Below are 26,620 nucleotides of genomic sequence, written 5' to 3' on the forward strand. Positions count from 1 at the left end.
ATTTTTTTTAGCAAGCAATTATTGCGGGATATCTAGAATATAACGCAGGTCCTCAATAGTGATTTTATGATTAACCTGACTATCTTCTTGATTAAAGAGAGAATCAAAGAGCTGGCGTTTTTCTTCCTGGAGTTCACTCATCCGTTGCTCAATTGTTCCTTCAGATATAAAGCGGTAAACTGATACCTCTTTAGTCTGGCCAATCCGGTGAGCACGACCAATTGCTTGTTCTTCAACCGCCGGATTCCACCATAAATCATACATAAAGACCGTATCGGCCCCTGTTAAGTTAATCCCTGCGCCACCCGCCTTGAGCGAAATCAGATAAACATCACCATGGCCTTGATTAAAAGCATCGATATCAGCCTGGCGCTGCGTCTTTTTTGTTTGTCCAGTCAAGGTCATGTAGGCAATCTCTTCCTGATCTAGATATTGAGCAATAATTTCTAGCATGGCCGTAAATTGAGAGAAAACAAGAATGCGGCGGCCTTCATTTAGAGCTCTGGATAAATATTCTTTAAAATATTCAAACTTACCGGAACTAGCTTCATAGTCAGGATTAACTAGTTTAGGATGGCAGCAAATTTGCCGCAGGCGGGTAATACCAGCCAATAATTCCATGGTCACCTTTTGCGGGCCCTGTTCATGGTTGAGTTGGCTTTGAATATCTTTGAGGTAGGCTAAGTAGATGGATTTTTGTTCCTTGCTTAACTGGGTGTACTTATCAAAAACTTCCTTACCAGGCAATTGCAAAGCCACTTCTTGCTTAGTTCGACGTAAGACAAAGGGCCGGGTTAATTGCTTGATTTCATCAATTGAAAGGGTTTTATAGTGGCGTTTATCAGGCAATAAACCTGGCAGGACGATATTCATCAAGGCCCAAAACTCATCTAGATGATTTTCTAAGGGTGTCCCTGATAGTGCGATTCTAGTTTTAGCCGCCTGCTGTTTTAAGGCCTGGTAGAGTAAGGTAGAATCATTTTTTATTGCTTGGGCTTCATCGATGATTAGCAGATCAAAATGCAAAGCCTGGTAGGCTGCTTGATCATTACGATAACTTTGGTAAGAGGTGATCCAAATTTTCTCCGCATTATCCCGGCGTAAATTCTCGCGCTCATCAATATCGCCATCAATAACCTGACTGGCTAAACTTGGTGCAAATCGTTTAATTTCATGGTCCCAATTATATAAAACGGAAGCTGGGCCAACGACTAAAACACTTAAATCAGGCTGTTTATCCTTTAAGGCCAGAATAAATGCAATCATCTGGACTGTCTTCCCTAAGCCCATTTCATCAGCTAACAGCCCACCAAGCTGATACTTAGCCAAGCTCATTAGCCATTGTAGCGCATATTGTTGGTAGTCAGCTAAGGCTGTTTGGAAGCCTAGTGCTTGGATATCAATTGGATAGCTTGGATTAACTAAATCCTGATAGAGATTTTGAAAGGCTTGGCTATCGCTTAGCATATCAGCAAAACCGATGGCCTGATAGACTGGTATGGCCTGACCATTTTCCCAAGCCTGATCATTTTGATAAAGACGGCTCAATATCTGGTGTTGGTCTTGGGCTACTACCTGGTCGATATTAATTAATTGACCATCCTCTAAACGCAGATAACGGTCTTCTTGCTCAATTGCTTTTAAGATATAATCAACATCCCTTGGATTAACATCTGTAACCGAAAAATTAATCGATAAGAGGCGGTTAGTTTGATCTTGGTCAACCTTAATCTGACTCTGGAAAGATCGTTTATTAAGGTAACGAAGGTTATTAGTTAAGACAAGTTGGTAGCTAGCCGGTACTAATTGCCTGATATCATTAATTTTGCCCACTATGTCTTCTAAACTATCCCCTTGCCACTGTAGCTGGCGATTATGCCAAGTGAAACCGAGCATTTTCATAATATTTTCAGCTTCAAATTCAGCGCGGATATCTCTAACTACTAGTTGCTGGTCATCAATTTTTTCTAATTGGTAATCTTCGGAAAAACGAGTCCTCCCATATTGGTAGACCAACTGCGCTTGTAGACCATGGCCGATACTATCCAAATACACTAAAACATCTAACTTATCTTGGTTTAATATCGGAGGCGAAAGCAAGTCTAGACCTTTGATTGTCCCAAATTTTAATACGGGGCGCCCAAAGAGGCTGGTAAAGTGATCCAGACCCTCCTGGTCTAGTTCGAGTTGGTAATTTACTTCCTCCAGATTTTGGCGCACAAATAGCAAATCCTGAAAGTCTGGATAGTGAAGCTGGTCATATAGGTATATATGGTTATCAATTCGCAACATGCCATAATATATAAATATTTTTATCTGTTTAGGCATTGTGATTAAAAAATTATTTTCAGCTAATTGTTGATAGTCAAGCAGATTGGGCGCACCACGGTCTAATACTTGGATATCAACTCTATCATCATCTACAAAATAACTGACTTGGTACTTTCCTTGGCTATAATAATTCAAAATCTTCCTGAGTTGGCTATGATTTAAGTAGTAGAATTGCCTGATTTGCTTGCTCGATCCAGCATGAGCGACATCAGTTAAGTAATCTAATTCGTGCAAGTAGTCCTGGGCTAAAGTCTTTAGTAATCGATAGCTGTCTTCATCAAAGGCAGACGCTTTAAGTAGTACCATACTTTGCTTACGCTTTGATAAAAGATAGAGGCCTTCCTGGCTAAAACTTTTAAAGAAGTCTTCAAAATCCTGGATGTAATAGTGAGCACCTCCCTTGAGGCCTAGTTTGAGGCGCATATAGATATGATTTGTGGCTAAGTCCAGATAATCATACTGGCCAGATTCATAAAGCTCAATCTTAATTGTCAAGGGGGCTAGCCCAGCCTTATCATGATTTGAAAATTGATAGTTTGTCTTCAGTAAATTGTGATAGTTTTCTAAGATGACATCCAGGCCAGCTGTCTGATCGTTTTCATCAATTTCAGGATAGCGGAAGAGCGGCTGCTGAGAAAATTTCATCACCCGCACCACATCATGGTCGCGCATAAACAGTTCGACCGCTACTGTATGGGGACAAAACCCCCGCTTTTCCCAGATGTCACACTGGCACTGGTCATGCTCTTTGGGTCCTCCATCTAAGGCCACATAATACAATTTATTATCCAAGACTTCGCCTTGCCATATTTGATCTGTTTCATTCGGTACCACTTTTAGCACCCGACCATCATCTACTAGACCACGCGCTTCATCAATAATATGACTGGGAATTGACCACTTCATACTGCCACCCTTTTCCTTTTTGTTCCCTACATTATAACATATATCAAAAGTTACTCAGCTAAATAGGATATAATAGTTCGTACCAAAAAAGACCCAGACTAAGCTGAGTCTCTAAGTTTTTCTATTTTCGCTTATATTTTCGATCACGTTTAGCTAGCGCCGCTTCCATATCATAATGATAATCCGGATTTAACGCCTTATCTGTTTCCACAAAGGCCTGGGCAATTTGAGCTTCCAAATCACTTATTTCTGTTTTAGTTAAGCGTTTTTTATCGGGCAAGATAATTGGCTTACCAATTCTTACCCTAGCCCGGTTAGCCTGCTTCCAGGAAAATAAGCCAGAAATTTCCAAGGGGCCTTGGTATACTGCTGGCAAAAGATTCACCTGACCCATTTTAGCCAGATTGACTGCCCCTGGTTTAATTTTTGTGGAGTAACGTGACCCTGTTGGGAAGATACCCAAATGGCGATCAGTTTTTTTAAGCACATTGACTGAAGTCTTGAGTGTTTCCATAGCCGGTGCTTGCCGGTCTACTGGAATCACATGGACTTTCTTCAACAACCAAGCCACAAAAGCTGGTTTAAATAATTCCTTTTTAGCCATATAGGAAATCTTGTGGGGTAATAAGGCCAAAGCAATCATAGGCGGGTCCAAAATAGTCCGATGTGGTGATATCACTAGATATTGTTGGTTCGCATCATAGTCCGGATGATATTCAAAATGGGTCGGCCCGTTAACTAAAAAAAGTAGCCCTTTTACCAAGTAAATTAAAAAGTTGTACATATTCTTCCTCTAATCAACTAAATGGTCTGTAAAATTCTGTAACTGATACATATCGTAGTAAGTACCGCCAAGGGCAATTAGGTCATCATGATTACCCGCTTCAATAATGCGTCCCTGCTTGAGTACAAATATCTGGTCAGCATCCTTAATGGTAGATAAGCGGTGAGCAATCATAATCGTCGTGCGGCCCCTGCGCATATTAGCTAGTCCTGATTGGATATGTGCCTCAGTTTCAGTATCGATATTAGCAGTTGCTTCATCCAAAATCAAGAGGCTGGGTTCTCTAAGAATTGTACGGGCGAAACTTAACAATTGTTTTTGGCCTGTTGAAAAGGCAGCGCCACCCTCAATCACCTGGCTGTCATAGCCATCAGGTAAATCTTCAATAAAACCATCAGCATGAACGAAGCGAGCTGCTGCTTGGACCATGGCATCGTCATAATCGCCGTGGAGTCGAATATTATCAGCCACACTTCCATAGAACATAAAGGAGTCTTGTAAAACCAAACCGACTTGGTTACGCAGATTCGTCATACTAATATCGCGCAAATCATGACCATCAATTCTTATTTCCCCGGACTGGTAATCATAAAAACGCATCAGCACATTAATAATGGATGACTTTCCTGAGCCTGTTTGTCCAACAAAGGCTACTGTTTGTCCAGCTGGCACTTCAAAGGAGATATCCTTAAGTACCTGGTGGTCACCATCATAAGAAAAGTTTAGGTTTTTAACTGATAAACCTGCTTGACCAATCTTAGCCTGACTACCAGGACGGCTGGTTGGCGCATAAGCATCATAAGCTAATAAATCACGAATCCGGTAACCAGACACCAAGCCATCCTGGAAAATAGACAAGCTATCCATCATTTGCCCCATCGGCCTAAAGAATGACCCTGCGTATGAAGTAAAGGCATATAATACACCAATATCAACTGCCAAGCCCTGCAAATCTTGTAATCCAAAAATATAAAGTACCAAGACAAGTGCTAGGGCCTCCAATAAACTAATAGCAGGATTTAATAGCAAGGCATTCATGGCGAACATAGCCTTCCTAGCTACCACATAAGTTTGATTGACTTCATCAAAGGCTTGTCGCATCCGGTCTTCTTGGCCAAATTGTTGAATAATCCCCATACCTGAAATTGATTCACTCAAACGTGCATTAAGTTGGCTGAGGGCTTCGCGCATCCGGCCATATATTACGGTTGAATATTTTTGATAGAGGTAAATTAATAGGACCATGATGGGCGTAAAGGCTACAAAGAGCCAAGCCAAATCCTGATCTAAACTAAACATAGCAATCATGATTGATATGATATTAAAAAAGCCACTTAAGAAAGTTAAAAAGACATTCCAGAATTGCTTGATGGTTTCTGTGTCATTGGTAACTCGGGAAACAATTGTGCCATTGGATACCTGGTCAAAAAACCGCATCCCTAATTGGGTGACATGTTGATAAACTCGGTTACGAATACTGGCAACCGTATTCTCAGCTGCTAATTTAAAACTGTAATCCTGAATATAAGTTGCTAGGCTTTGGACTAGAGTCAGTCCCAAATATAGGCTCGAAAAAATCAAACTGATTCTCAAGCTAACAGACTGGGTCACAATATAGTCATCCAAGTAAGTTTGTATAATCATCGGCAAAACAGCTGTAACAGTTGATACGATAACCATCATTGCCAGGGCTAAGAGGAAACCTGGCCAATAAGCTTTAGCAAAATTAAATAGCAGGCTTAAAATTTGGCCCTGGTCTTTCAGGCTAAACTTTACTGGTTTACGCGCCATTGCATCCCCTCCTATCTGGTCTTCTAATTGCTGTTGGTGATACATCTGACTATACCAACCAGCCTGGTCGATTAAGTCCTGGTGGCTACCTCTTTCGACAATTGCCCCCTGGTCAAGCACAATAATTTCATCGGCATGCATCAGGGAAGATAAGCGATGAGCAGCAATGAGGGTAGTTTTACCAGCTCGATTTTCTTTGAGATGGTCCAGAATTTCTTGCTCAGTTTTAGCATCTACAGCCGATAAGGAATCATCTAATATTAGACAATCTGCTTCTATGGCTAGGGCTCTGGCGATTGCAATACGTTGTTTTTGCCCCCCAGATAAGGAAACACCACGTTCGCCTACTTCGGTATCGTAACCTTGTTCAAAACCAAGAATATCCTGGTGCACACCAGCTAACTTAGCATAGTGTTCTACCTGGTCTTGACTCATTTCAGGGCGTCCAAAGCGGATGTTATCCCTAATAGTCGTTGAAAAGAGAAAATTGTCTTGGGGTACACTAGCTATGGCCTGACTTAAGCTATCCAAACTATAATCTTGGATCTGGTAACCGCCTAATTTAATCTGACCTTGATAATTATCATATTGTCTTTGTAGTAATTTAAAAATCGTCGTTTTACCGCTACCAGTTTTACCAACAATTCCTAAGCTTTTACCAGCTGGTAAATAAAAATGCACATCACGTAAGGTAGGCGTTTGGTCATCAGGGTAGGTAAAACTAGTAATTTGAAAATCAATATCCCCGGCTGGTACCTGTCTAATTGGATTTTCCTTTTCGACAATAGCAGCTTGATAACTTAGCAAATCAGCTATCCGGTCGTACGAGGCATTGCCTCGCTCTAGTGTATTTACAAGATTGCCTACTGCTAGCAATGGCCAGGCCATCATACCTAGGTAGGAAAAGAAAGCAATTAGCTGGCCAATACTAATTCGGCCATTGGCCACATAGTAAGAGCCAGCAAACAAGGCAATAATGTAGGAAAAGCCAGTAATCAGCGTAATAATTGGCCGATAGGCGGCTTCTACTTGATAGACTAAGCGGTTTTTTTCTACCACATTAGCTGTCTCTGCCTCAAAATCAGCTTGATTATCTAACTCTTCACCAAAAGCCTTGATGACCTTCATGCCACCAACCGATTCTTGGACCCGGTCGTTCATGGCTGAAAAAGATTCTAAAGACACGCGAAAACGGCGGTTGATTAGGCGACCAAGGAAACGAGAGGCAATAATCAGGAGTGGAAAGGGCAAAATTGTGATCAAGGTTAATTGCCAATCCACCATTAAAAACATCGAAGCTAACGTAACAATTGAAATAGAAATCGAATCAGTCAAGGTAAGTATGCCCCCACCTGCTACAAAACGTAGGGCAGCTAAATCATTAGTCGCATGGGCCATCAAGTCACCCGTACGGTAGTGGTGGAAAAATTCTGCATCCATCTGAGTAAAATGTTTAAACAATCGATTCCTTAGTATGGACTCCAATAAGGTAGAGTTACCAAAGATTGCAGTTCGCCAGCCATAACGTAGGGCGTACATTAATATAGCAAAAAATAAAATTAATCCTGTATATGTAAATAAAATTGGCCAGGTGAGTTGACCTTGGGCAATCACATCTATAAGCTGACCAATAATTCTAGGTGTGGCCGCAGATAAGATTGCGCAGATAATGAGGGCGATCACCCCAAATCCGTAAGACTTCCACCTTAACTTAAAAAACCAAGATAGCTTTTTAAAGATGGCAAACATATAGACTCCTTTCTTAAATTGAGCAAAAAGTTAAAATAAGGTTGAAGACTAGCCCCAACCTTATTTTAATTATCATATCTATTTTTTACGACCTTGGCCGCGCATGGACTGGGTAATTTGTCTTACCCGTTTAGCTGATGGTTTTTGACCCATCTGCGTTAACATGGATGCGATCATTTCTTCTGAAATCGGAGGATTTTCTTGGAAATAATTCATCATATAGCGACGCGCTAGGAAAAAGCCACCAGCGGCACCGGCAATTAGCGCCACAATTACTAATAATGTCCAAGTAAATGTTGTCATCTTGCCACTCCTTTCTGGTCAATTCATCTTTTCTATTCTACTAAATTATAGGCCCAGATGCAAAAAACTTATCCCTTGACTACTAGCTGGGCTAAAATATCCTGAAAGTGTTCAGGCAATTCTGCCTTTACGGTTAATCTTCGTCCAGTGACCGGGTGGTCAAAACTTAAACCATAAGCATGGAGCAACTGGCCTTGCTGGTCAAAAAATTGGGGTTGGTAGGCCCGGGCATAAGTTGGGTCATCAACTAGGGGATGACCAATAAATTGACTGTGCACTCTGATTTGATGGGTCCGACCTGTCTCTAGCCGGAAGTCTAGTAAGGAAAAGCCCTGGTAACGCTTGAGTAAGTTAAAATGGGTACGGGCTGGCCGACCATCGCGAGCCACAGTAAACCTGGTCCGATCTTTAGGATGACGAGCTAATGGTGCATCAATCAGGCCTTGCTGGTCAAAAACTTCCCCATAAACCAAACCTTGGTAACGTCGTTCAATACTGTGGGCTTGAATTTGTTGTTGCAAGCTAGTCAGCGCCTGGTTGGTTTTAGCAATTAGCAAGAGACCAGATGTGTCCTTGTCCAGTCGATGAACGACTCCTGGACGGAAGGCCTCGGTATTGTCAGCAAGCTGACTTCCCTGGTTAGCAACGTAGGCTAGTAACCCATTAACTAGACTATCCTGATTATGGCCCATGGATGGATGAACTACCAAGCCCTGGGGTTTATTAACAACAATTAAATCATCGTCTTCATAAGCAATGTCTAAGGGCATTTCCTGAGGGATTAGTTTGATTTCTTCAGATACTGGTTGAGGCATACTGACTTGAACTTGATCATTAACAACCAACTTATAAGCGGCCTTGGCTGGCTGCTGGTTAACTAGGACTAGGCCTTCCTTTATCCAAGTTTTTATTTCAGTTCGGCTATAGCCAGTTAGGCGCTGGCTCAGAAATTGATCAAGCCTATGTCCGGCCTGGTCAGTCACCTGAAAATTTTTGATGTCAGGCATTTAGTCTACCTCCTTGTGGACAAACAGTAAGTAGATAACTAGTAGGCCTACACCCAGGGTCAAACAGATGTCGGCAACATTGAATATGGGAAAATTAATAAATTCTAAACGGAACATGTCCACCACATAATTTAAATGGAGTCGATCAATTAAATTACCGATAGCGCCAGCAATAATCAAGGAGAGCCCCCAGCCCATTAGTGGCTGGTTAAAACCTTCATCGTGAAGCATTTTGATTAAAACAACCAAAATGACCACGGTAATGATGTAAAAGAGCCACATCTGCCCTGATAACATTCCCCAAGCTGCCCCATCATTTTGGATGTAATAGAGGGATAGCAAGCCAGAGATTAGGGGCTGGCCAGTATGCAAGTCAAGATTATTAACAGTCCATAGTTTGACGATTTGGTCTAGACCAACTAAAAGCGCAATTATTAAATAGTAGAGCATCCTTTCCTCCTAATTCTTTAGAGCTTGGCGAATTGCTAGCTTGGCTAACCTATCCGCCTCCTCATTATATTGGTCCCCAGTATGAGCTTGTACCTTATGGAAGCTAATAGCTAGGTCTTGACTGGCAGCCTGCATATAGTCACGGTAAGCCTGGGTATAAGGATTTTTAGCCTGCCATTCTTCTAAGGTCCACTTACTGATTCCCTGATAGTCGTAATAAATAGCTAGAGACTTGGCACCGGCTTGCTTGGCCAGCTTGACCGCTTGCATGGCGCCGATAATTTCCCCAGCAACATTTCGCATGTCTTGGAGACCAGGCTTGTTTTGACTACCCTTATAAATTTGTTTTTGCCCTTGGAAAAAGACCACACCGCCATAACCATAGTAGCCTGATTGGGCGTCATAAGAACCATCGACATACACAGTCATCTCTTGACCTTTATCGGCCTCTTCATTTCCTGGACTTGAACCAAGTCTGTTGCTCCCTCCTGCCATAAAAGCCTGAGCCTGGTCTGGGTCAGTAAAAGATTTAAACTCGGCTTGGCTATAACCCTGGACTTGGGCTTTGGCCTGGTCCCAGGTTCTATAAATGCCCGGCTTGCGTCCGCGTCGAACGGCATAGTATTTGGCCATGATTAATTCCTCCTCAGCTAATTAAAGAGCCCTCTTACTTTAGCACAAGTCAAATGGCCTTGCCAACTGTTAACCGCTTAAGCGTAGACGGTAATCAAAGTGTCTAAACCGATAATGATACGATCTTTCACCGGCTTTTGGAAAATGGTCTCCAAGGCTTCCGCATACAAATCGATTTGGGTCTGATAACGCTGCCTTAATAAATCAGCTTGTTGGTCTTGACTGAGATAGGCAATCCGGTCAGTTTTGAAATCATAAAGTAAAATCTCATCTGGATAAAGAATAAAACCATCAATAGTTCCGTGTACCAGTAATTGGTCCTTAGCTGGTGTCTCAGGGAATATTTTTTTAGCGGGTAAAGTCAACGAGAAAGATTCTTCTCGCTTAACCAAGTCAGCCTGTCTAATCAACTCTTGACCGATGGCCGTCTTAAAAAAGGCAGCTAAGTGGTCAAAATCAATATGGTCTGCTAACTGTGATCTAATCAAGCCTCGACTTTGGAGCTGGTCAAATAGGACTCTAAAATCCTGACTACTTGGCTGGTAATCAAAAGAGATAGTCTGCATCAGCAAGTGGTTGGCGGTCCCAATTTCAGCTGCACTCACACCCTGGTCTTCCTGAAGAAATTTAGGCACTAAGCGATCCTCTTCAACGTATCTGACCTGTCTTTGCTGGCTAGGTCGACCCATTAACTGATGATCAAGTCGGAGGTCATCTGGATCATAGAGGAGACGTTTTAACTCAGAAACTGACTGGTAAGAGGTTGTTTCACTAGCATTCTGATAAGGATAGCTAAATTTTCTAGGACCAAGCTCTACCACCCCTTGGTCTAGGTGGTCATTAGATAGACAGGCCGCCAAATCAATCTCCTGATTACTAGTTACTTGTTCTTGAGGGCGTTGGCTGATAATATCAGCCGCAGTTAACCTAGCCAGCTGCAACTTAAAAGCCTGTCCTGGCTTAGCAGGCATGGTTTCTAGATGGACACTATGATTAATTTGGCCAAAATCTTTATGACGCATAAGGGCCGGCCCAATCCAATCCAAGGGCGAGCGCACTTCTAAGCGACTCGCATAAGGTAAGAGACGCTGGCCACCTTGAATCTTTGATTGCCATTTAAGTAGGGTAGCTTCCCACTTGTCAATACTTGCCAGCATGATTAGCTTTTGCTCAGCCCGGGTTAGGGCAACATACAACTTTCTCATCTCTTCAGCCATCATATCCTGGTGGACCTGATCACGACTAGCTTGAAAAGCTAGGTTAGGGTAAGTCATATGCAGTTCATGGTTATTAATTTTAACACCCAAACCGGCCCCATCAGAAACCACCAAACCTCCCTTAAGATCTTCCTGGTTAAACTGACGGGAAAGATTTAAGTAAAAAACAATGGGACTTTCCAAACCTTTAGAAGCATGAATGGTCATCAAACGGACCCGATTGCCCTCAATATCCTGGTGTTTAACCTCCTCCAAATCATTATCACTGGCCTGCATTAATTCAATAAAGCGAATAAATTGGAACAGACCTTTGAAGTTAGTTTTTTCGAAGTCACTAGCCCGTAGGTATAAACCATGCAGGTTAGCCTGGCGCTGCAAGCCGTTAGGCATACCTGCTGCAAATTCTAAAAAGCCCGTGTCATTATAAATTTGCCAGATTAGTTGGCTGAGCGATTGGTCGCGGGCCATATCCCGCCACTTTTCATGCCAGGCTACTAATTGACCAAGCTTTTGGGCCAAAACTGTGCGTGGATCAGCCTGGTCGATATAAGCTAGCATGGCCTGGTAATAAGTCATATTAGGCCCAGCTAATCTTATCTTGGCTAGGTCAGACTCTGACAAGCCCATAATCGGCGACCTGAGCACTGAAGCCAAGGGGATATCCTGGTAGGGGTTATCAATAAATTTCATAACGCTCAGTATGGTTGTAATTTCAGACCGGGTAAAATAATTAGTTAAGTTATCCATTTCCAAAGGAATTTGATAATCCGCAAAGATTTTTTCAACAGCCAAATGGTGGCCACGTGTTGCCGATAAGATGACAATGTCACCATAGTCAATTTTACGCCACTTATCTGGGCCACCATCATTAATCTGCTCGCCCTGATCAATCATTTGACGAATGCGCTGGGCAATCATTTCCACCTGGGCCTCATCACTATCCTTAACCAAGGACTGGTCGGCCAAACTATCCTTATCAAAGAGTAGTAATTCAACTGGCATATCCTGGTCCAAGTCATAGTTTGTAGAGCCTAGTTTAAATTCAGCCTCCTGGTTATAATCAATCTTACCAAGGCTAGTGTCCATAATTTGTTGGAAAATATAGTTGGTCAGATATAAAATTTCTGGTCGTGACCGGAAATTTTCTGCTAATAGAATCCGTTCACCCTGATTCCCATCTGCAAAAGCATCAAATTTATCAACAAACAGCTGGGGCTCGGCAAAACGAAAGCGATATATTGATTGCTTGATATCCCCCACCATAAACATATTCTGGTCGGAATCCTGGTGGGAAACGGCCTGTAAAATAGCTTCTTGGAGGGCATTAACGTCCTGATATTCATCAACCATGACTTCTTCAAATTTTGCCTGGTAATAAGCGCTGGCCTCATTTAGACTATCTGGTTGGCTGCTCTCATTTAATATTTGTAAGGTATAGTATTCCACATCAGCAAAGTCCATCAGCCTCTGGTCTGTCTTAAAGGCAGTCATAGCTTGCATGAACTCTTTTTCAACGGCAACTAAAGCATGGGCTAAGCGACTAGCCTCCTTGAGAAAGTTTAACTGGGTCTCCTCATCAAAAGCAAAATACTTATCAATTATTTTGTCATAATTATCCTTGATAAGTTTAAGTTGGTCGCGCAATTGGTCCCGATAATCAAGCATGGCCTGGTCGTCAGCATAATCTTTTTTTACTTTATTGCGGACCTTAGCCAGGGGCTGATTAAAGGCCTGGTACAAGTCGCTATAAGTGCCTACTTGCACTAGGTCCATAAGCTTGACCAACTGGTCGCGTCGCTGTTTAACATCTGCGCTAAACTTAGCAAAGCCCACCGCCTCTTGACTAGGGGTTATGGCAATTAAATTATCATACTGGGTGAGCAATTGCTGTAATTGGCTAACTAGTTCTGGTTTAATTAAATCTTGGTAGAGGCGACTGGTAGTCAACTGATCGCTTGGCTGGTAATAGACCAAAAGTTGATCAAGCCAGGCTGACGGGTTAGCATGAGATCTGGCTTTATCATAAAGGTCAAAAATAATCTCGTCCAAGCCCTGGTCGCCCCGGCCACTCGCATAGTTATCAGCCACGACCAAGTAATAAGGATTATCTTGCCCCAATAGGTCTTCTTTTAAATCCTCCCAGATATCCTGGCGATTCATTATTTCTTCTGTTTGATCGGTGACCAAGCGGTAAACCGGGTCTAGGTCAATTAAATAGTAATAAGACTGGATGACCTGGCGGCAAAAGGCATCGATGGTTGAAATGTGAGCTGATGGTAAACGGTGGATTTGAGATAAATAATGGTCTCTTAATTCAGAATCCTGGCATTCGACTACTAAATCTTTAAGACTGGTCTCTAGCCTTTCCTTCATCTCCTTGGCCGCCTTCTCGGTAAAGGTGACCACCAAGAGTTGGTCAACAGAAATACCCTTTTTTATTTTTTCTAAAATACGAGTAACTAATACCCGCGTCTTACCTGAACCAGCTGAAGCAGAAACTAGAATATGCTTACCATCAGCTTGAATAGCCTGCCACTGGCTATCAGTATAATTACTAGGCGTCTTGGTCATGGTTGGCCTCCTCTTCATCATCTTCCGCCTGATCTGCTTTTAATCGTTGGAAGAATTGTTCTTTGGTCATTTTTTCAAGTGGCCGATAATGGTTTAAATAATCACTGGCATCAAAAAAGGAAACGGCACGATAAGGTTCCCGAATAGAAGGAACGTAAGGATCTTCTTCCAGGGGTTGCAAACTGATGTCGCCTGACATCATCTGTTCAACCGTTGTTATAATTTTAGCCTGAGTAAAGTCAAGAATAGTCTGAAAGTCAGCTAGACTGACCACCTTGGACCGGCCTTGGTGAAAATTACCCTGCTTGGTTAATTGGGCGGGATAAATGAGTGACCGATCTTCCCTAGCAAAATGTTGGTCAGCCTGACTGATCAAGCCGGCATCTGCCAAGACATACCCCTCCAAACGATAGCTTTCTAAATATTGTTGGTCACGATTTGCTTCAAAAGTTGCCTGATTAGTCACCTTAATTAAGGGGCTCTTAACTTCCTCATAAAAGGCCCCCAAAGGTAAGGCGGGCTGGTCGGCCTGCTTATTAAAATAGGCTAAAGCAACTAGCAAGTAAGTATATAACTGCAGGCTAGTCCCGCTATAAATTTGACTAAAATCTACTTTATGGGCAGACGACTTATAGTCAACGATTTGAATATAAGTCTTACCCGCCTCAGGCAAGCAGTCTAGGCGATCAATCCGCCCCCGTAAATTGATATTATGGCCGTCACTAGTCCGTAGATTCAAGGGCTGGCTAATATCAGCGTTTACAAAACCAAAGGAGAGTTCATTCTTGTAGTTCTCAAGATGAGATAGCCGGTACTGGTTAACCAGCTCCCTTAAGGTTTGGTATAGGCTGTGGTCTAAGCGCTGTTGGCGGTATTTGTGGCGGTTATTAACCTTAAAAATATGATAACTAGGGTATTGATCCTCATTTAACAAATCTTGACTGGTCTGCCTAAAGAGCTGGTCAAACTGCTTAGCATCCAGTTGACTAATTTTGAGCTGGGCCTGGTTGGCTAACTGGAAGAAATGCTCAATAGCGTCATGATAGTAATTACCCGTTTCCCGCGCATCCAGGGTAAAAAGTTCCCGTTCCTTGAGCTTTAAACCGTGGACCAAAAAGTAAGAAAAGGGGTCACGATTATACATTTCAAGACGAGAAACTGAAGCAGAGAAATCTTTGCCATATAAGTCTTGAGCTAGTGATGGCTCGAGATTTTCTACCCGGTTATGGAAAGTTAAGCTTTTTAGCAGGGGCTTAAATATTGGTAGCAAATCGGTATCAGCCAGTAAATCCTGGTAAAGTTGCAACCAAAACTTATCTAGAATCCGTCCCTCATCAAAGGCCTGGCGGATTTTCATCAATAAATGATAAATTTGTGACTGGTAATTGCCCAGACTCAGGGCATCACGACTGGTTAAATTAATTTGATTATGACGTTTAAAAACAGCTGACAAGGCAAAAGCCTGACAGAGGCGGTCAATATAAGGTGAAGGCTGGCCCGATGATGCCGATAAACTATTATAAGGTACTGTTAAAAAGACTTGCTGACTAGCTGAGGTAAAGGCTTTAAAGGCTACAAAATTTTCATTTGCCCGCAAATCAAGTTCATTTGGAGCTAGTGCCTGGTCTGGAGCTAAGACTTGACCAACGAGGTCGCGATCTTCTAAGTTAAGCAAACTGCGATTCTGGTAGTTCTTTGGCAGAACTTGGTCTGTTAAACCAATGACAAAACTTACCTTGGCCTTCTGCACCCGTTGGCTATCCATACCAGTTATGGTGACAGCATCTAAACTAGGTGGCACAATAGCGTAAGTAGCCTGGTTCATGGCCAACTGGAGAATTTCAAAAAAAACATCCATATCAAAGGTCTGGTCAGCAAATAGGGTGACATAATCGTCCAATAAATCAACTAAGCTTTGCCAAGCTTGCTCATGATGACGAGCTTGTTCTAGCTGGCTTTGGTCCAGTAACTGGTCACGCCAACTAAAGAGCTGGTCCACCACCCCTGCTTGGTTAAGAAATTGATATAAAACAGTCATGGCAGCCCGATTATCCTCAGCCTGGTCTAATTTATCAAATAGTGCCTCTAAGCTACCCGCCACAAAACTTTTGACCTCATTGGCAATTTTTTCGACAGCTTGGTCAGTTTGGGAGCCAATTTTCTCGCCATTTTCATCAACTCGTAAGTAGCGCCACTGGGCCTGAGGTCGCCACCACTTCTTGCCCTCATAGCCGTACTTCAGGACGACATTTTCGGTTAAATCAACTTGACGGCGGAAACTAGGCAAATCCATAGCTTCTTGGTCATGAGTTTTAGGAAGCAATAATTCCGACCTTAAGAGGTCAAAAATATCTTGATAACGCCAGTTATAACGATAAATCCGATAAAGCGCCTTGAGAAAACGATACAATGGGTGGCCGGCCATAGTTTCTTCATCATCGACAAAATAAGGGATGCCCTGCCTTTGTAATTGAGGCAAGAGTTGCTGGCGGTAATGGTCCATGTCCCGGGTTAGAATCAAAATATCCTGGTAGCGATAGCCTGCTTTGGCTACCAGATTATAAATTTTATTGGCTACTTGTTCACTTTCAATATAAGTCGACTCACACATCCAAACCTGATAAGCTTCCCTAACACTAGCCTTTTCACTCTCAGAGACTACTTGTTGATTATTTTCAAAATAACTAACCATGTTAGCTAGTCCAGTTGAGAGCTGCTGGCTGACCTGGCCATAAGCATCTGACCGTATGGTAATTTGGTGGGCCTGAGCGAATTGATAGAGCTGGTAATATATTTCCCCACTATAGCGGTAAATATGTCCTGAATCAGGCAGATTTTGGCGGTAGGTCTGGTCTAATTCAAGGCAAACCACTACTTCCCCAGCAGCCGCTATTAAGGCCTGGACAATCTGTAATTCGCGACGATTGAGGTTGATAAAACCATCAATCACAACCATGGTTTTTCCTAGATCAACCTGACTAATGGCCTGGTCTAATTGATCATAAATTAGGGTCTGACTGTAGGCTTGGTCAGCCATGGCGCGATCATAGGCTTGATAGATTTTAGCTAGCTCATTTAGCTTATCCACTTGCTTAGTTTTTAAAAGGTCACCCTGAACGTGGTCAGCCAGGTCTGTCGTTAGACCAGCTAAATCTGAACCTGATATATTACCCTCTTGAAATTCCTTGAATAACTCGGCTAATTGGTTGATAAAGCCGATATTGTTTACTTCGCCACGAAAAATCACTAAATCATCCGCCAATTGGCCTAGCACTTTGGCCAAGAGCATGACCACTGCAATCTGACTGAGGCTAGTGCTTAGTTGAGCTTGGTCAGCTGGTCGCAAATACCAGGCCAAACGCTGAAAAGAAAAGACTTGCAGCCGCATCCCCCCCGAATTAGCGGGATGGTATGCGGCTGTTTGTCTCACCTGTTTCATGGCTTGAAAAACCTCTAGCTCCATATCAAACTTCATATGGTTAGGAACCAAATAAAAAACTTGGTGGTCTGGACTAGCCGCCAGGTGTTGGTCAATAGCTTGGTACAAGCTAGTTTTATCCTGGTGGGTCAGTCGTGTATTAAAAAATTGTAAGGCCACAAAGTCCCTCCTCTTATAAGTCTTGATAGTTACCAGCTAGTTCAGCAATACGGATAATCACCTGGCAAGCCTGGCACATCACTTGCAAAGACACATATTCAAAGCGGCCATGCATGTTTTCTCCACCAGCAAATATATTGGGTGTTGGCAGACCCATATAGGTTAGTTTAGAACCATCAGTGCCACCACGTACTGGTTGGATAACCGGCTCAATAGCTAAATCAACCATGGCTTGTTTGGCCAAAGAAACTGGCCGCATATCCTGGCTAATAATTTCACCCATATTATAGTATTGGTCGTTTACGCTGGCTTCAATAACATTGCTAGGATAACAATCGTTGATAGCTGTCACCAGGTCTATAAATTTCTGTTTTCGAGCCTCAAATTGGTCACGATCATGGTCGCGAATGATATAACTAGCCTGGGCTTCATCAACAACCCCCGATAAACTAAGTAAGTGGAAAAATCCTTGTCGACCTTCAGTTTTTTCCGGTCGGTCATCCACTGGTAGGGATTGGTGAAAATCGATGGCTACTTGCAGGGCATTAATCATCTGTCCCTTAGCCGTACCAGGGTGCACATTCTTCCCTTTTATTTCCAGTTTGGCAGCCGCTGCATTAAATGTTTCGTATTGTAATTCACCCAAAGGTCCACCATCCATGGTATAAGCAAAATCAGCCCCGAAGCGGTCGACATCAAAGCGGTCAGCACCTACACCAATTTCTTCGTCCGGTCCAAAAGCAACCTTGATAGGTCCATGCTTAATTTCCGGGTGGTCTTTTAAATAAGCAACTGCCGTCATAATCTCTGCAATACCTGACTTATCATCAGCTCCTAGGAGGGTCCGTCCATCCGTTGTAATTAAGGTATGGCCATGATAGTTATTTAATGAGGGAAATTCTTTTGGAGATAATTGGTAACCGGAGTCACTTAAATTAATTTCTCCGCCTTGATAATCATCGATTATTTGAGGCTGGACATTTTTGGCATTAAAATCCGCGGTATCTAGATGAGCAATAAAGCCAATTGTCGGGTATTCATGGCTGCTATCATTCCCTGGTAAACAAGCTGTCACATAGCCATCTTTGCTATTATAGAAAACATCCACTAGGCCTAGCTCATCTAATTCATGGGCTAGACTTTGGGCAAAAACGACCTGGCTGTCAGTTGAGGGCACCCGGTCTGTCTGGTTTTCATCTGAGCGGGTTTCTGTTTTGACATAGCGAATAAAACGAGTTAGTAAGGCCTCTTTGTCAATACTATATGCCATCTTAATCTTCCTTTCTATACAAAACTAAAGGGATCAGTATTTAATTGGCTCATAAAAATTTCTACTGGCCAACCATCTTCTGCCTGCCAATTTTTAAATAGGTCAAGCAAGTGCGGCTTGCAAATTGATTCAAAATGATGGCCAGGATCAATTACATTAAGACCAGCTGCCTGCATGTCATGAGCAGTATGATAATAGACATCACCAGTAATAAAGGTATCGGCCCCTTTAGCTAAGGCATCTTGATAATATTTTTCACCAGCACCGCCTAAAACAGCGACCCGCTTAACTGGTCGGTCAGGGTCAGCTACTACTAGGCGTAAGCCTGATAGATTAGATTTTTCTTTAATTAATTGGGCATAATCAGCCAGGGGCATGGCTTTCTCTAAATTACCAACACGACCAATGCCGACTGGTTTAGCCATATTTTCCAGCGTCACAACATCTGTCACTGCTTCTTCATAGGGGTGACTGGCTTGGATAGTCGCCAAGGCACGGTTAAGGTCAAATTTTGAACAAACAAAAGAAAAGGCTACTTCATTTACTTTTTCCTGCTGGTCTAGCTGGCCCCTGGCTGGCTGAGCTGCCGCTTGCGGTTTAAAAGTTCCAATGCCTAAATGTTGATAAGCCACATTGGCATAATTTTCACTATCAGTTATCCCGCTGGCAAAAATAGCAGCTTTAACTGCAGCTAAATCATCAGTTGGCACATAAGTCGTCACCCGGTAGTAAGGAATAGCAGTATGACTATTAAGAATTTCTGTATCCCTAATCTCATATAAATCCGACAACCAGTCATTCATCCCACCTGCCACAGCATCTAGATTGGTGTGGGCGGCATAAACAGCAATACCATGCTGGATAATTTTGTTATACATGGCTTGTTGGGGTTGGTCTTGGTCAAGCCGGCTAGCTGGACGAAAGATGGGTGGATGGTGGGCAAAAATAAAATCCACGCCCAGGTCAATCGCCTCGTCCACAACTTCAGGTCTAACGTCTAGAGTAACCAAAATCTTGCTAATGGCTTGCTGGCGTGAGCCAAAATGCAAACCAATCGGATCTCCTGACACAGCAAGAGTTGGGGGCGCAAATCGTTCAAATCGTTCAATAAAATCTGCTACTGTAAAAGTCATTAGTCTGCCTCCTCGATTTCATTCAATCTTTCCTGAATCAAGTTTAATTGGTGACCAAAATGGTCCAGGCCTTCCTGATTAGCCCCATATTGAATTTGGTCAATAATTTTTTGATGATGGGCCAACTCTGCCTGCCACTTTTCCTTAAAGACTTGCGGATTAGCCTGATAGGTATATGGGCCAAAAAGCAAATCACTTTCGGATAAGGCCGGTTCATGGTGGCCAGCTTGAGCAACGATTACCTCATAAATTTTACCCTTCTCTTGGATAATATCCTCAGCAACAATTTTATAATCATGTTCAACCAACCATGACCTCACTTGATCACTAGCTAGGTTAGGCTGTAAAATTAGCTTGGGTTGGTTTTGCAGCTTACCATCTGCCAAGCCTCGCTCTAAGATATCAACTATTAGTGCCCCGCCCATACCGCAAATTGTAATCGTATCAACCTGGTCCTCTGGCTGAATAACCGCTAGACCGTCACCTAAACGAGCCTGAACCTGGTCAGCTAGCTCCCATCTTGCAATCTCTTTTTTTGCTGAAGCTAACGGGCCTGCGACCACCTCGCCAGCAATGGCAAAGTTAATTTGCTTGTTAAGCACCAAATGACATGGCAAGTAAGCATGATCTGAACCAATATCTGCCAAGCGACTATCTTGGTCGATAAAGCTAGCAACAGCTTCTAAGCGTTTTGATAATTTTTTTGAATTCATAGGACACCTCTTTTTTTCTACCCTTCCATTATAGCAATCTCTTATCTCAGCAACAAACTTATTCAAACTGAGCGTTTTCTTTGTTAAAAAAATGGCCTCACTATATAATTATTAGTAATAGGAGGCGGATATCGTGCAGGCTAATACAAAAAAGATCCATGACTTACTCCACAGCCAAATTTCTGTCGCTACAATTGCAGCAGACACTGGCATTAGTGAGAGTAATTTATATAAATTAAAAAATGGTGAAGTTAAAATTGAAAACATGACCATGAAGAATGCTGCCCGCTTGACCGACTACTATCAAGCTAGGCAAGCAGAAATTCAGATGTAAAAAAGGTTGGAACATTTTCCAACCTTTTTTTGTCCTATTTATTTGTAAAAGTTCTAGGTGATTTATAAATTACCACACTAGCTAGTATAAAAACGGCAATTGATAAATAAAGGGTGCCTGATAAACCGATAGCTGTTAAGGTTAACCCACCAATCATTGAGCCCAACATTATGGCGATATCGTATGAGGTAGCACTTAGGGAGTTGGCTAAAGCTTTACCCCGGTCTACCTGTTGGGTACAGGCAGTCTGTAGAACTGTTGTCATCGGCGCAAAGCTCAAGCCCCACATGACAAAAGCCAAATAAACTAGCAGGCTGGACTGAGATAGTACATTCAGTATCAAGAGTGCAAGACCGGCCAAAATAGCAATGGCTATAGCTAAACCATGTAAACGCTGGTCAATAAAGCGGGCCACGACAAAGATTGACACCAGAGCGCCAACACCAAAGGCTAATTGGGCAGACCCAACCGCTACGCCAGCCTGTTCACTAATCAATTGAATGTAAATATATGACATGTAGTGGGCTAAAACCAGCAGGATAGTCACTAAACTAACAATAAGGATGTCCTTATTCTTAAGTAGAATCAGATAGTTGTTTTCAGCACTATAAGCTTCACCGGCGACACTTGGAAACAGCTTTAATCCTAATAAAGCACAGACCGTAAATAAACTAGCTACTAACATAAAGCCAGCCTGCCAGGTTACAGCTTTGGCAAAGGCAGTCGCTAAAGGGAGGCCAATGCTTAAACCAATGGTAACCCCTCCTAAAACAATTGTTGTACCTCGGCCAGCTAGGTGGTGAGGTAAGAAACTCACCGGGTATGAGCCCAACATGGCCCACAAGGCACCCGCACTTGACCCAGCTACTAGCCGTGCTACAAAAGCTAAAATAAAATTGGGGGCCCAAGCAATCACAAAATTTGCGGCAGCATAAGCCAAACACACTGCAATCAAATAATAGCGCCGGTTAACATGGCTGAATAAGCGAGTAACTGGAATACCGACCACCGCAGACATGATCGCATAAGTCCCAATAAATAAACTCATTTGACCAAGGGGCACCTGGTATTGTCCAGCCATCTCCTGCAAAAATCCAGCTGGTAGTAATTCCGAAATCATAGCAATACAGGCCACAAATGCGAGTAAAAGCAAGGATGGCCATGGCATCTTATTTGTCTTCATATTTCATTCTCCTTTTACTCTATTTTAAGTAACCATTAAACTTTTTGCTAGGTCATTTTTCAAAAGTTTTCATAACCCTCAGCTAGGCTATAGGGTGCTAATAACTCAGCCAATTCATCATAACAAGATTGACTGGCAATAATAAAATTAGACGGTTGCGTGATATCAGGCTGGGTTCCATCTAGGCGGGAAAAATGCAATCCCTGCTCTTGGGCCATTAATATTAACGGACTATAGTCCCAAGGGCCAGCACCTGGATTAATGAAGGCACCATATTGACCTTTTATAACACTGATGCCGTCTAAGGAAGAGCAGCCGTAGTTGCGTATATCAAACGCCTGGTCGAGAAGATAGGAAAAATAGGCTTTGCCCTTGACGTGTCGCGGAGAAATGCCAACTAAGGAATCTTGTAAACTTAGGTTTTCAGGAATAGGCATTTTTTCGTCGTTCAAATATACCCCCTGCCCTTGCCTGGCCCAGTAAAGATCATCGCGATAAATATCATAGATATACGATAGGATCGGCTGCCCCTTAGAAAAATAGGCAATCATAGTCGCATAGTTTTCTGCTTGCTTAACAAAGTTAGCAGTACCATCAATCGGGTCAATTAGCCAGAGATTATCAGCCTGACCATCTTGACCGCTAGCTTGATAAGTTTCCTCGCCAATAATTACTTGGTCGCCTGGTAACTGCTTAATTTTTGACTCAATCAGCTGTTGAACAGCGATATCAACCTCTGTAGCTAAATCACGAAAGTCTCGTTTGGTCTTCATTTTATAGGCGGCAGATTCCATTACCAAATCTCTTATTTGGGGAAACCAGGATTTTACCGTATAGTCCAACTTATTTATATCCATATAAATTACTCCTTAATTAACAGTGAACATTTTAGTTAAGATAACTATAATCTAGGTTTATGCTTATTATTAGTCCTACTGCTAAGTTAAAGGACCTAGGCTACTCGTCCTAGGTCCTTTAAAAGACTACCTGCAGCTATATTGCGATACTAGCTATAGCTAATTCAACATCATCAGTAATTAGGGCATTAATATTTTTTGCAGCTAGTTTCTGCATATCTTCGGCTTGATTGACAGTGTATGTATTAACTAAAACACTATTTTTTGCTAAGTCTTCCAGACCCGATTGGCTCAAAGTTATATAATACGGGTGATAATATTGCACACCATTGCGGGCACAATAATCTCCAGCTTGGTATAGCTGCTGCGCCGTTAAGAAACCTAGCTTAACATGAGGTGCTAGTTCTTTAAAGGTCATCAAGCTTTCATGATTGAATGAGGAGACAATCGTACGATCAGCTAGACCGTATTGGTCAATCAATTGAGCCACCTTTTTTTCAATGCCTGGATACGAATACAGATTAGTCTTCAATTCAATATTTATGATCAGAGGATGTGGCTGGATCCAAGCCAAAAATTCATCCAATGTTGGAATCGTTATATCCTCATGTACCTGGCCTTGCGCGCTAGCCATACCCTTATCGAAAGTTAGCTCTTTTAACTCATTAATGGTCAAGTCTTTAATTTCACCCTGACCATTAGAAGTCCGTTCGACGGATTCATCATGACAAATAACTACAGTCCCATCCTTAGACAATTGAACATCTAATTCAATCCCATAAATATCATATTCAGCAGCTTTTTTAAAAGCCAACATAGTATTTTCTGGGTATAATTTACTATAACCTCTATGTGCAATAACTTTAGTCATCATAGAATTTCCTCTACTGGTCTTTTATCAAGTAAAGATTCTTCACTTTGCTTATCAAAAATAAATATTTCATCCATATCGATGGCTACAAAAATTTCAGAGTTATAAGGAACTGGACGAGCTGGGTTAAAACGAGCAGCTAATTCCTTATCGGCCGAATGGAAATCGAAGTAAACGAAAGTATCTGACCCTACTTGCTCAACATTATTAGTTTGAATTTTAATCACATTATTGTCGTAGCGTGTATCGGCATAACTTAGATTTTCAGGGCGAATCCCAATGTAAACTTCACGTCCATCAGCCTCTACCTTCAAGCGTTTCTGATTTTCAGGCGAAAGGAGAAAGACCTCATTTGCTGATGCCAGAGCAGGGCCATTTTCAGTCATTATCAGACGTCCATTGATCATATTCATTTGTGGACTACCGATAAATTCCGCTACGAACTTATTAGCAGGATTCCGGTATAGATTGCCTGGTGTATCAAATTGTTCAATCTGGCCAGCATTTAATACAGCAATTCGCGTTCCCATAGTCATCGCTTCTGTTTGATCATGGGTAACATAAATAAAGGTTGTCTCTAATTCTCTATGTAATTGGACAATTTCAGAACGCATGGTTACCCGTAATTTGGCATCTAGGTTAGATAAGGGCTCATCGAGTAAGAAAACTTTAGGCTTTCTTACCATAGCACGTCCTAGAGCCACACGTTGTCGTTGCCCACCAGAAAGTGCCCCGGGTTTCTTATCTAAAAGCGGCGTTAATTGTAAAATTTCAGCAACTTCTTCCACTCGTTTATAACGTTCTTCTTTACTCACACCTGCTAATTTTAATGCAAACGCCATGTTATCACGACAATTCATATGCGGGTAGAGCGCATATGACTGGAATACCATCGCAATGTCTCGATCTTTAGGCGGCACATTGTTCACTAATTCGTCACCAATATATAACTCACCTTCAGAAATATCTTCTAACCCGGCAATCATCCGTAAGGTAGTCGATTTACCACAACCTGATGGCCCAACAAAAACAATAAATTCTTTATCCTTGATATCAAGATCAATATTTTTAACAGCCTTAAAGCCGTCTTCATAAATTTTAGCTACTTTTTTTAATTTTACGTCTGCCATTATTTTCTCCTAACCTTTAACTGCTCCAGCTGTTAAGCCTTTGACCATATTCCGTTGACCGATAATAAAGATTGCTAAACTTGGAATCATACAGATAACAACACCGGCAACCATTAAAACCATCGATTGTGAATCAACACTATTTAACATACCGATACCAATCTGTACAGTACGCACATTATCATTATTTGTCGTTAGTAACGGCCACATGTACATATTCCAACCACCTAGGAATGATTGTACTGCCATAGCCCCTAAGGTAGGTTTCATCAACGGTAATAGTACGGTGAATACAAACCGTAGATTAGAACAGCCATCAATTTTAGCTGCTTCATAGATTTCCATTGGGAAACTTTCTAATGATTGACGGCAAAGAAAAATATTAAAGGCCGAAACTGCAAATGGAATAATTAATACCCGCAAACTATCTGTCCATCCCCATGAAGATACCATTAAAAACTGAGAAATAATAACCGATTCGCCAGGAATCATCATAGTTGCCATGATTAAAGCATACAGAATACCTGAACCCTTAAAATGTAAGAATTTAAAAGCAAAGGCAGATAGGACTGAAGTAATAATCTGAATAATTGTAATAGAAGTCGCTACAATTAAAGAGTTCCTTATGTACAAACCAATAGGAGCTAAATCAAAAACATCCGAAAAGTTTTTTAAAGTAGGATGCTGTGGAAATAACACACTCTCAGGGTTATATAAATCTGCAGGGGGCTTTATCGCCATTAAAAAAGCATAAATAAGGGGGAACATCACTATCAGCCACATGATAATATTTAAGCAAAGCAAGCCTATCCGGCTCCAATTAATGGGTTTTTTGACTTTGTCAACTTGTTGAACATTTTGAGCCATTAAGAATTACCCCTTTCATTACGGAAATAGAACATGATAATAGTTAGAATCATTACGATTACAAAAAGAACTACTGACTCCGCTGAAGCAAATCCGTAGCGATAGTTCATAAAAGCGTTACGGTAAATATCATAAACAATAACGTTAGTTGCCTCACCTGGACCACCCTTAGTCAGTAAATGAATTTGACCAAATCCCTGAAAAGCATTAATCACATTAGTGACAATTACAAAAAACATTGTGGGTTTAAGTGATGGCAAAGTGATATAAAGAAATTGTTGCCAGGAATTAGCACCATCTATAGCGGCGCTTTCGTATAAACTATCATCAATACCAGCTAATCCAGATGAGAAATATAGAAAATTCATGCCGGAATTTAGCCAACCTGTTAAAACTGCCACGGTTAAAAGGGCTAAAGTCGGATGAGTTAAAAAGTTAATATTAGTTGGAAAAATCCGATTTATAATGCCAATTGAAGGATTTAGCATAACTTGGAAAATCATTGCCATCCCAGCTGAAGCTATCGCCATAGGCATCGCATAAGATGTCGAGAAAAGCTTAATACCTGGGAAAGTTTTTTGACACAGTAGAGCCGTAGCAAACCCTAATAGTACACCCACTAAGACAACAAAAAACACAAACTGTAAAGTCACTAGGATTGAATTCCAAAAGCTAGAACTAGCAAATAGTTCCATATAGTTACCTAAACCTAAGAATTTAGCATTTTGACCAAAAGAATCGGTTAAGTATAGAGAGCGAATTAATGTTTGGATAAATGGCCAAAACATAAAAGTTGCTAGAATTAAAATTGCTGGCAGTAGGTAAAGCCAAGGGCTAATACGTTCTGCAAATGATTTTTCTTTTTTTACGATTATCACATCGTCTGCTCTTTGCATAATTTACTCCTTACTTTCATAAATAT

The 26,620-nt window shown here is 41.8% G+C and carries 19 protein-coding genes; 1 reads left to right on the forward strand and 18 read right to left on the reverse strand.

Features of this window, described 5'->3' with window-relative positions; translation table 11 throughout:
- Positions 1–18 precede the first annotated feature (18 nt).
- The 12 genes from AWM75_RS01980 to AWM75_RS02040 all read right to left on the reverse strand — a co-directional run bounded on the left by AWM75_RS01980 (position 19) and on the right by AWM75_RS02040 (position 20,456).
- Positions 19–3,237, reverse strand: coding sequence for a DEAD/DEAH box helicase (locus AWM75_RS01980; RefSeq protein WP_067977604.1), 3,219 nt, complete (start codon positions 3,235–3,237; stop codon positions 19–21).
- A gap of 121 nt (positions 3,238–3,358) precedes the next feature.
- Positions 3,359–4,021: a lysophospholipid acyltransferase family protein gene (locus AWM75_RS01985; RefSeq protein WP_067977606.1), complete on the reverse strand. Its 663-nt coding sequence runs from the start codon at positions 4,019–4,021 to the stop codon at positions 3,359–3,361.
- Between the two features lie 9 nt (positions 4,022–4,030).
- Positions 4,031–7,561: an ABC transporter ATP-binding protein gene (locus tag AWM75_RS08540; RefSeq protein WP_082702020.1), complete on the reverse strand. Its 3,531-nt coding sequence runs from the start codon at positions 7,559–7,561 to the stop codon at positions 4,031–4,033.
- A gap of 78 nt (positions 7,562–7,639) precedes the next feature.
- Positions 7,640–7,864 (reverse strand): YneF family protein, encoded by a 225-nt coding sequence (locus AWM75_RS02000; RefSeq protein WP_067977609.1) that lies wholly within the window; start codon positions 7,862–7,864, stop codon positions 7,640–7,642.
- Between the two features lie 68 nt (positions 7,865–7,932).
- On the reverse strand, positions 7,933–8,871 hold the full coding sequence (locus AWM75_RS02005; RefSeq protein WP_067977611.1) for an RluA family pseudouridine synthase: 939 nt from the start codon (positions 8,869–8,871) through the stop codon (positions 7,933–7,935).
- Positions 8,872–9,321 carry a signal peptidase II gene (gene lspA / locus AWM75_RS02010; protein ID WP_067977613.1) on the reverse strand — a complete coding sequence of 150 codons (450 nt, stop codon included), beginning with the start codon at positions 9,319–9,321 and terminating at the stop codon, positions 8,872–8,874.
- A 9-nt stretch (positions 9,322–9,330) separates the two neighbouring features.
- Entirely contained in the window at positions 9,331–9,954 is a 624-nt protein-coding gene (locus tag AWM75_RS02015; RefSeq protein WP_067977616.1) for a ribonuclease H1 domain-containing protein, read from the reverse strand.
- 77 nt (positions 9,955–10,031) lie between these two features.
- Positions 10,032–13,742, reverse strand: coding sequence for a helicase-exonuclease AddAB subunit AddA (gene addA / locus AWM75_RS02020; RefSeq protein WP_067977619.1), 3,711 nt, complete (start codon positions 13,740–13,742; stop codon positions 10,032–10,034).
- A complete protein-coding gene (locus AWM75_RS02025) occupies positions 13,726–17,340 on the reverse strand; it encodes a PD-(D/E)XK nuclease family protein (RefSeq protein WP_067977621.1) in 3,615 nt (1,204 codons plus the stop codon). The genes addA and AWM75_RS02025 overlap by 17 nt, the downstream gene beginning before the upstream one ends.
- A 13-nt stretch (positions 17,341–17,353) precedes the next feature.
- A complete protein-coding gene (pepT, locus tag AWM75_RS02030; RefSeq protein WP_067977623.1) occupies positions 17,354–18,610 on the reverse strand; it encodes a peptidase T in 1,257 nt (418 codons plus the stop codon).
- A 14-nt stretch (positions 18,611–18,624) separates the two neighbouring features.
- Positions 18,625–19,743 (reverse strand): Nif3-like dinuclear metal center hexameric protein, encoded by a 1,119-nt coding sequence (locus AWM75_RS02035; RefSeq protein ID WP_067977626.1) that lies wholly within the window; start codon positions 19,741–19,743, stop codon positions 18,625–18,627.
- A complete protein-coding gene (locus tag AWM75_RS02040; protein ID WP_067977628.1) occupies positions 19,743–20,456 on the reverse strand; it encodes a tRNA (adenine(22)-N(1))-methyltransferase in 714 nt (237 codons plus the stop codon). The genes AWM75_RS02035 and AWM75_RS02040 overlap by 1 nt, the downstream gene beginning before the upstream one ends.
- A gap of 133 nt (positions 20,457–20,589) precedes the next feature.
- On the opposite strand from AWM75_RS02040, the gene AWM75_RS02045 reads away from it, so the two are divergent.
- A complete protein-coding gene (locus AWM75_RS02045) occupies positions 20,590–20,790 on the forward strand; it encodes a helix-turn-helix domain-containing protein (RefSeq protein ID WP_067977630.1) in 201 nt (66 codons plus the stop codon).
- Between the two features lie 34 nt (positions 20,791–20,824).
- Here AWM75_RS02045 and AWM75_RS02050 read toward each other — a convergent pair whose 3' ends face one another.
- From AWM75_RS02050 to AWM75_RS02075, 6 genes are all read right to left on the reverse strand, one after another.
- Complete coding sequence (locus tag AWM75_RS02050) at positions 20,825–21,973, reverse strand: MFS transporter (RefSeq protein ID WP_067977632.1); 1,149 nt, start codon at positions 21,971–21,973, stop codon at positions 20,825–20,827.
- Between the two features lie 59 nt (positions 21,974–22,032).
- Positions 22,033–22,830, reverse strand: coding sequence for an inositol monophosphatase family protein (locus tag AWM75_RS02055; protein ID WP_067977633.1), 798 nt, complete (start codon positions 22,828–22,830; stop codon positions 22,033–22,035).
- Positions 22,831–22,966: 136 nt separating this feature from the next.
- A complete protein-coding gene (locus AWM75_RS02060) occupies positions 22,967–23,704 on the reverse strand; it encodes a glycerophosphodiester phosphodiesterase (RefSeq protein WP_234946623.1) in 738 nt (245 codons plus the stop codon).
- Positions 23,701–24,831, reverse strand: coding sequence for an ABC transporter ATP-binding protein (locus tag AWM75_RS02065; protein ID WP_067977638.1), 1,131 nt, complete (start codon positions 24,829–24,831; stop codon positions 23,701–23,703). The genes AWM75_RS02060 and AWM75_RS02065 overlap by 4 nt, the downstream gene beginning before the upstream one ends.
- A 9-nt stretch (positions 24,832–24,840) precedes the next feature.
- Positions 24,841–25,698, reverse strand: a complete 858-nt coding sequence (locus tag AWM75_RS02070) for a carbohydrate ABC transporter permease (protein WP_067977640.1) — start codon at positions 25,696–25,698, stop codon at positions 24,841–24,843.
- Positions 25,698–26,594, reverse strand: coding sequence for a carbohydrate ABC transporter permease (locus AWM75_RS02075; protein WP_067977642.1), 897 nt, complete (start codon positions 26,592–26,594; stop codon positions 25,698–25,700). The genes AWM75_RS02070 and AWM75_RS02075 overlap by 1 nt, the downstream gene beginning before the upstream one ends.
- Between the last annotated feature and the right edge of the window lie 26 nt (positions 26,595–26,620).

The organism is Aerococcus urinaehominis, from assembly GCF_001543245.1.
Lineage (GTDB): Bacteria > Bacillota > Bacilli > Lactobacillales > Aerococcaceae > Aerococcus > Aerococcus urinaehominis.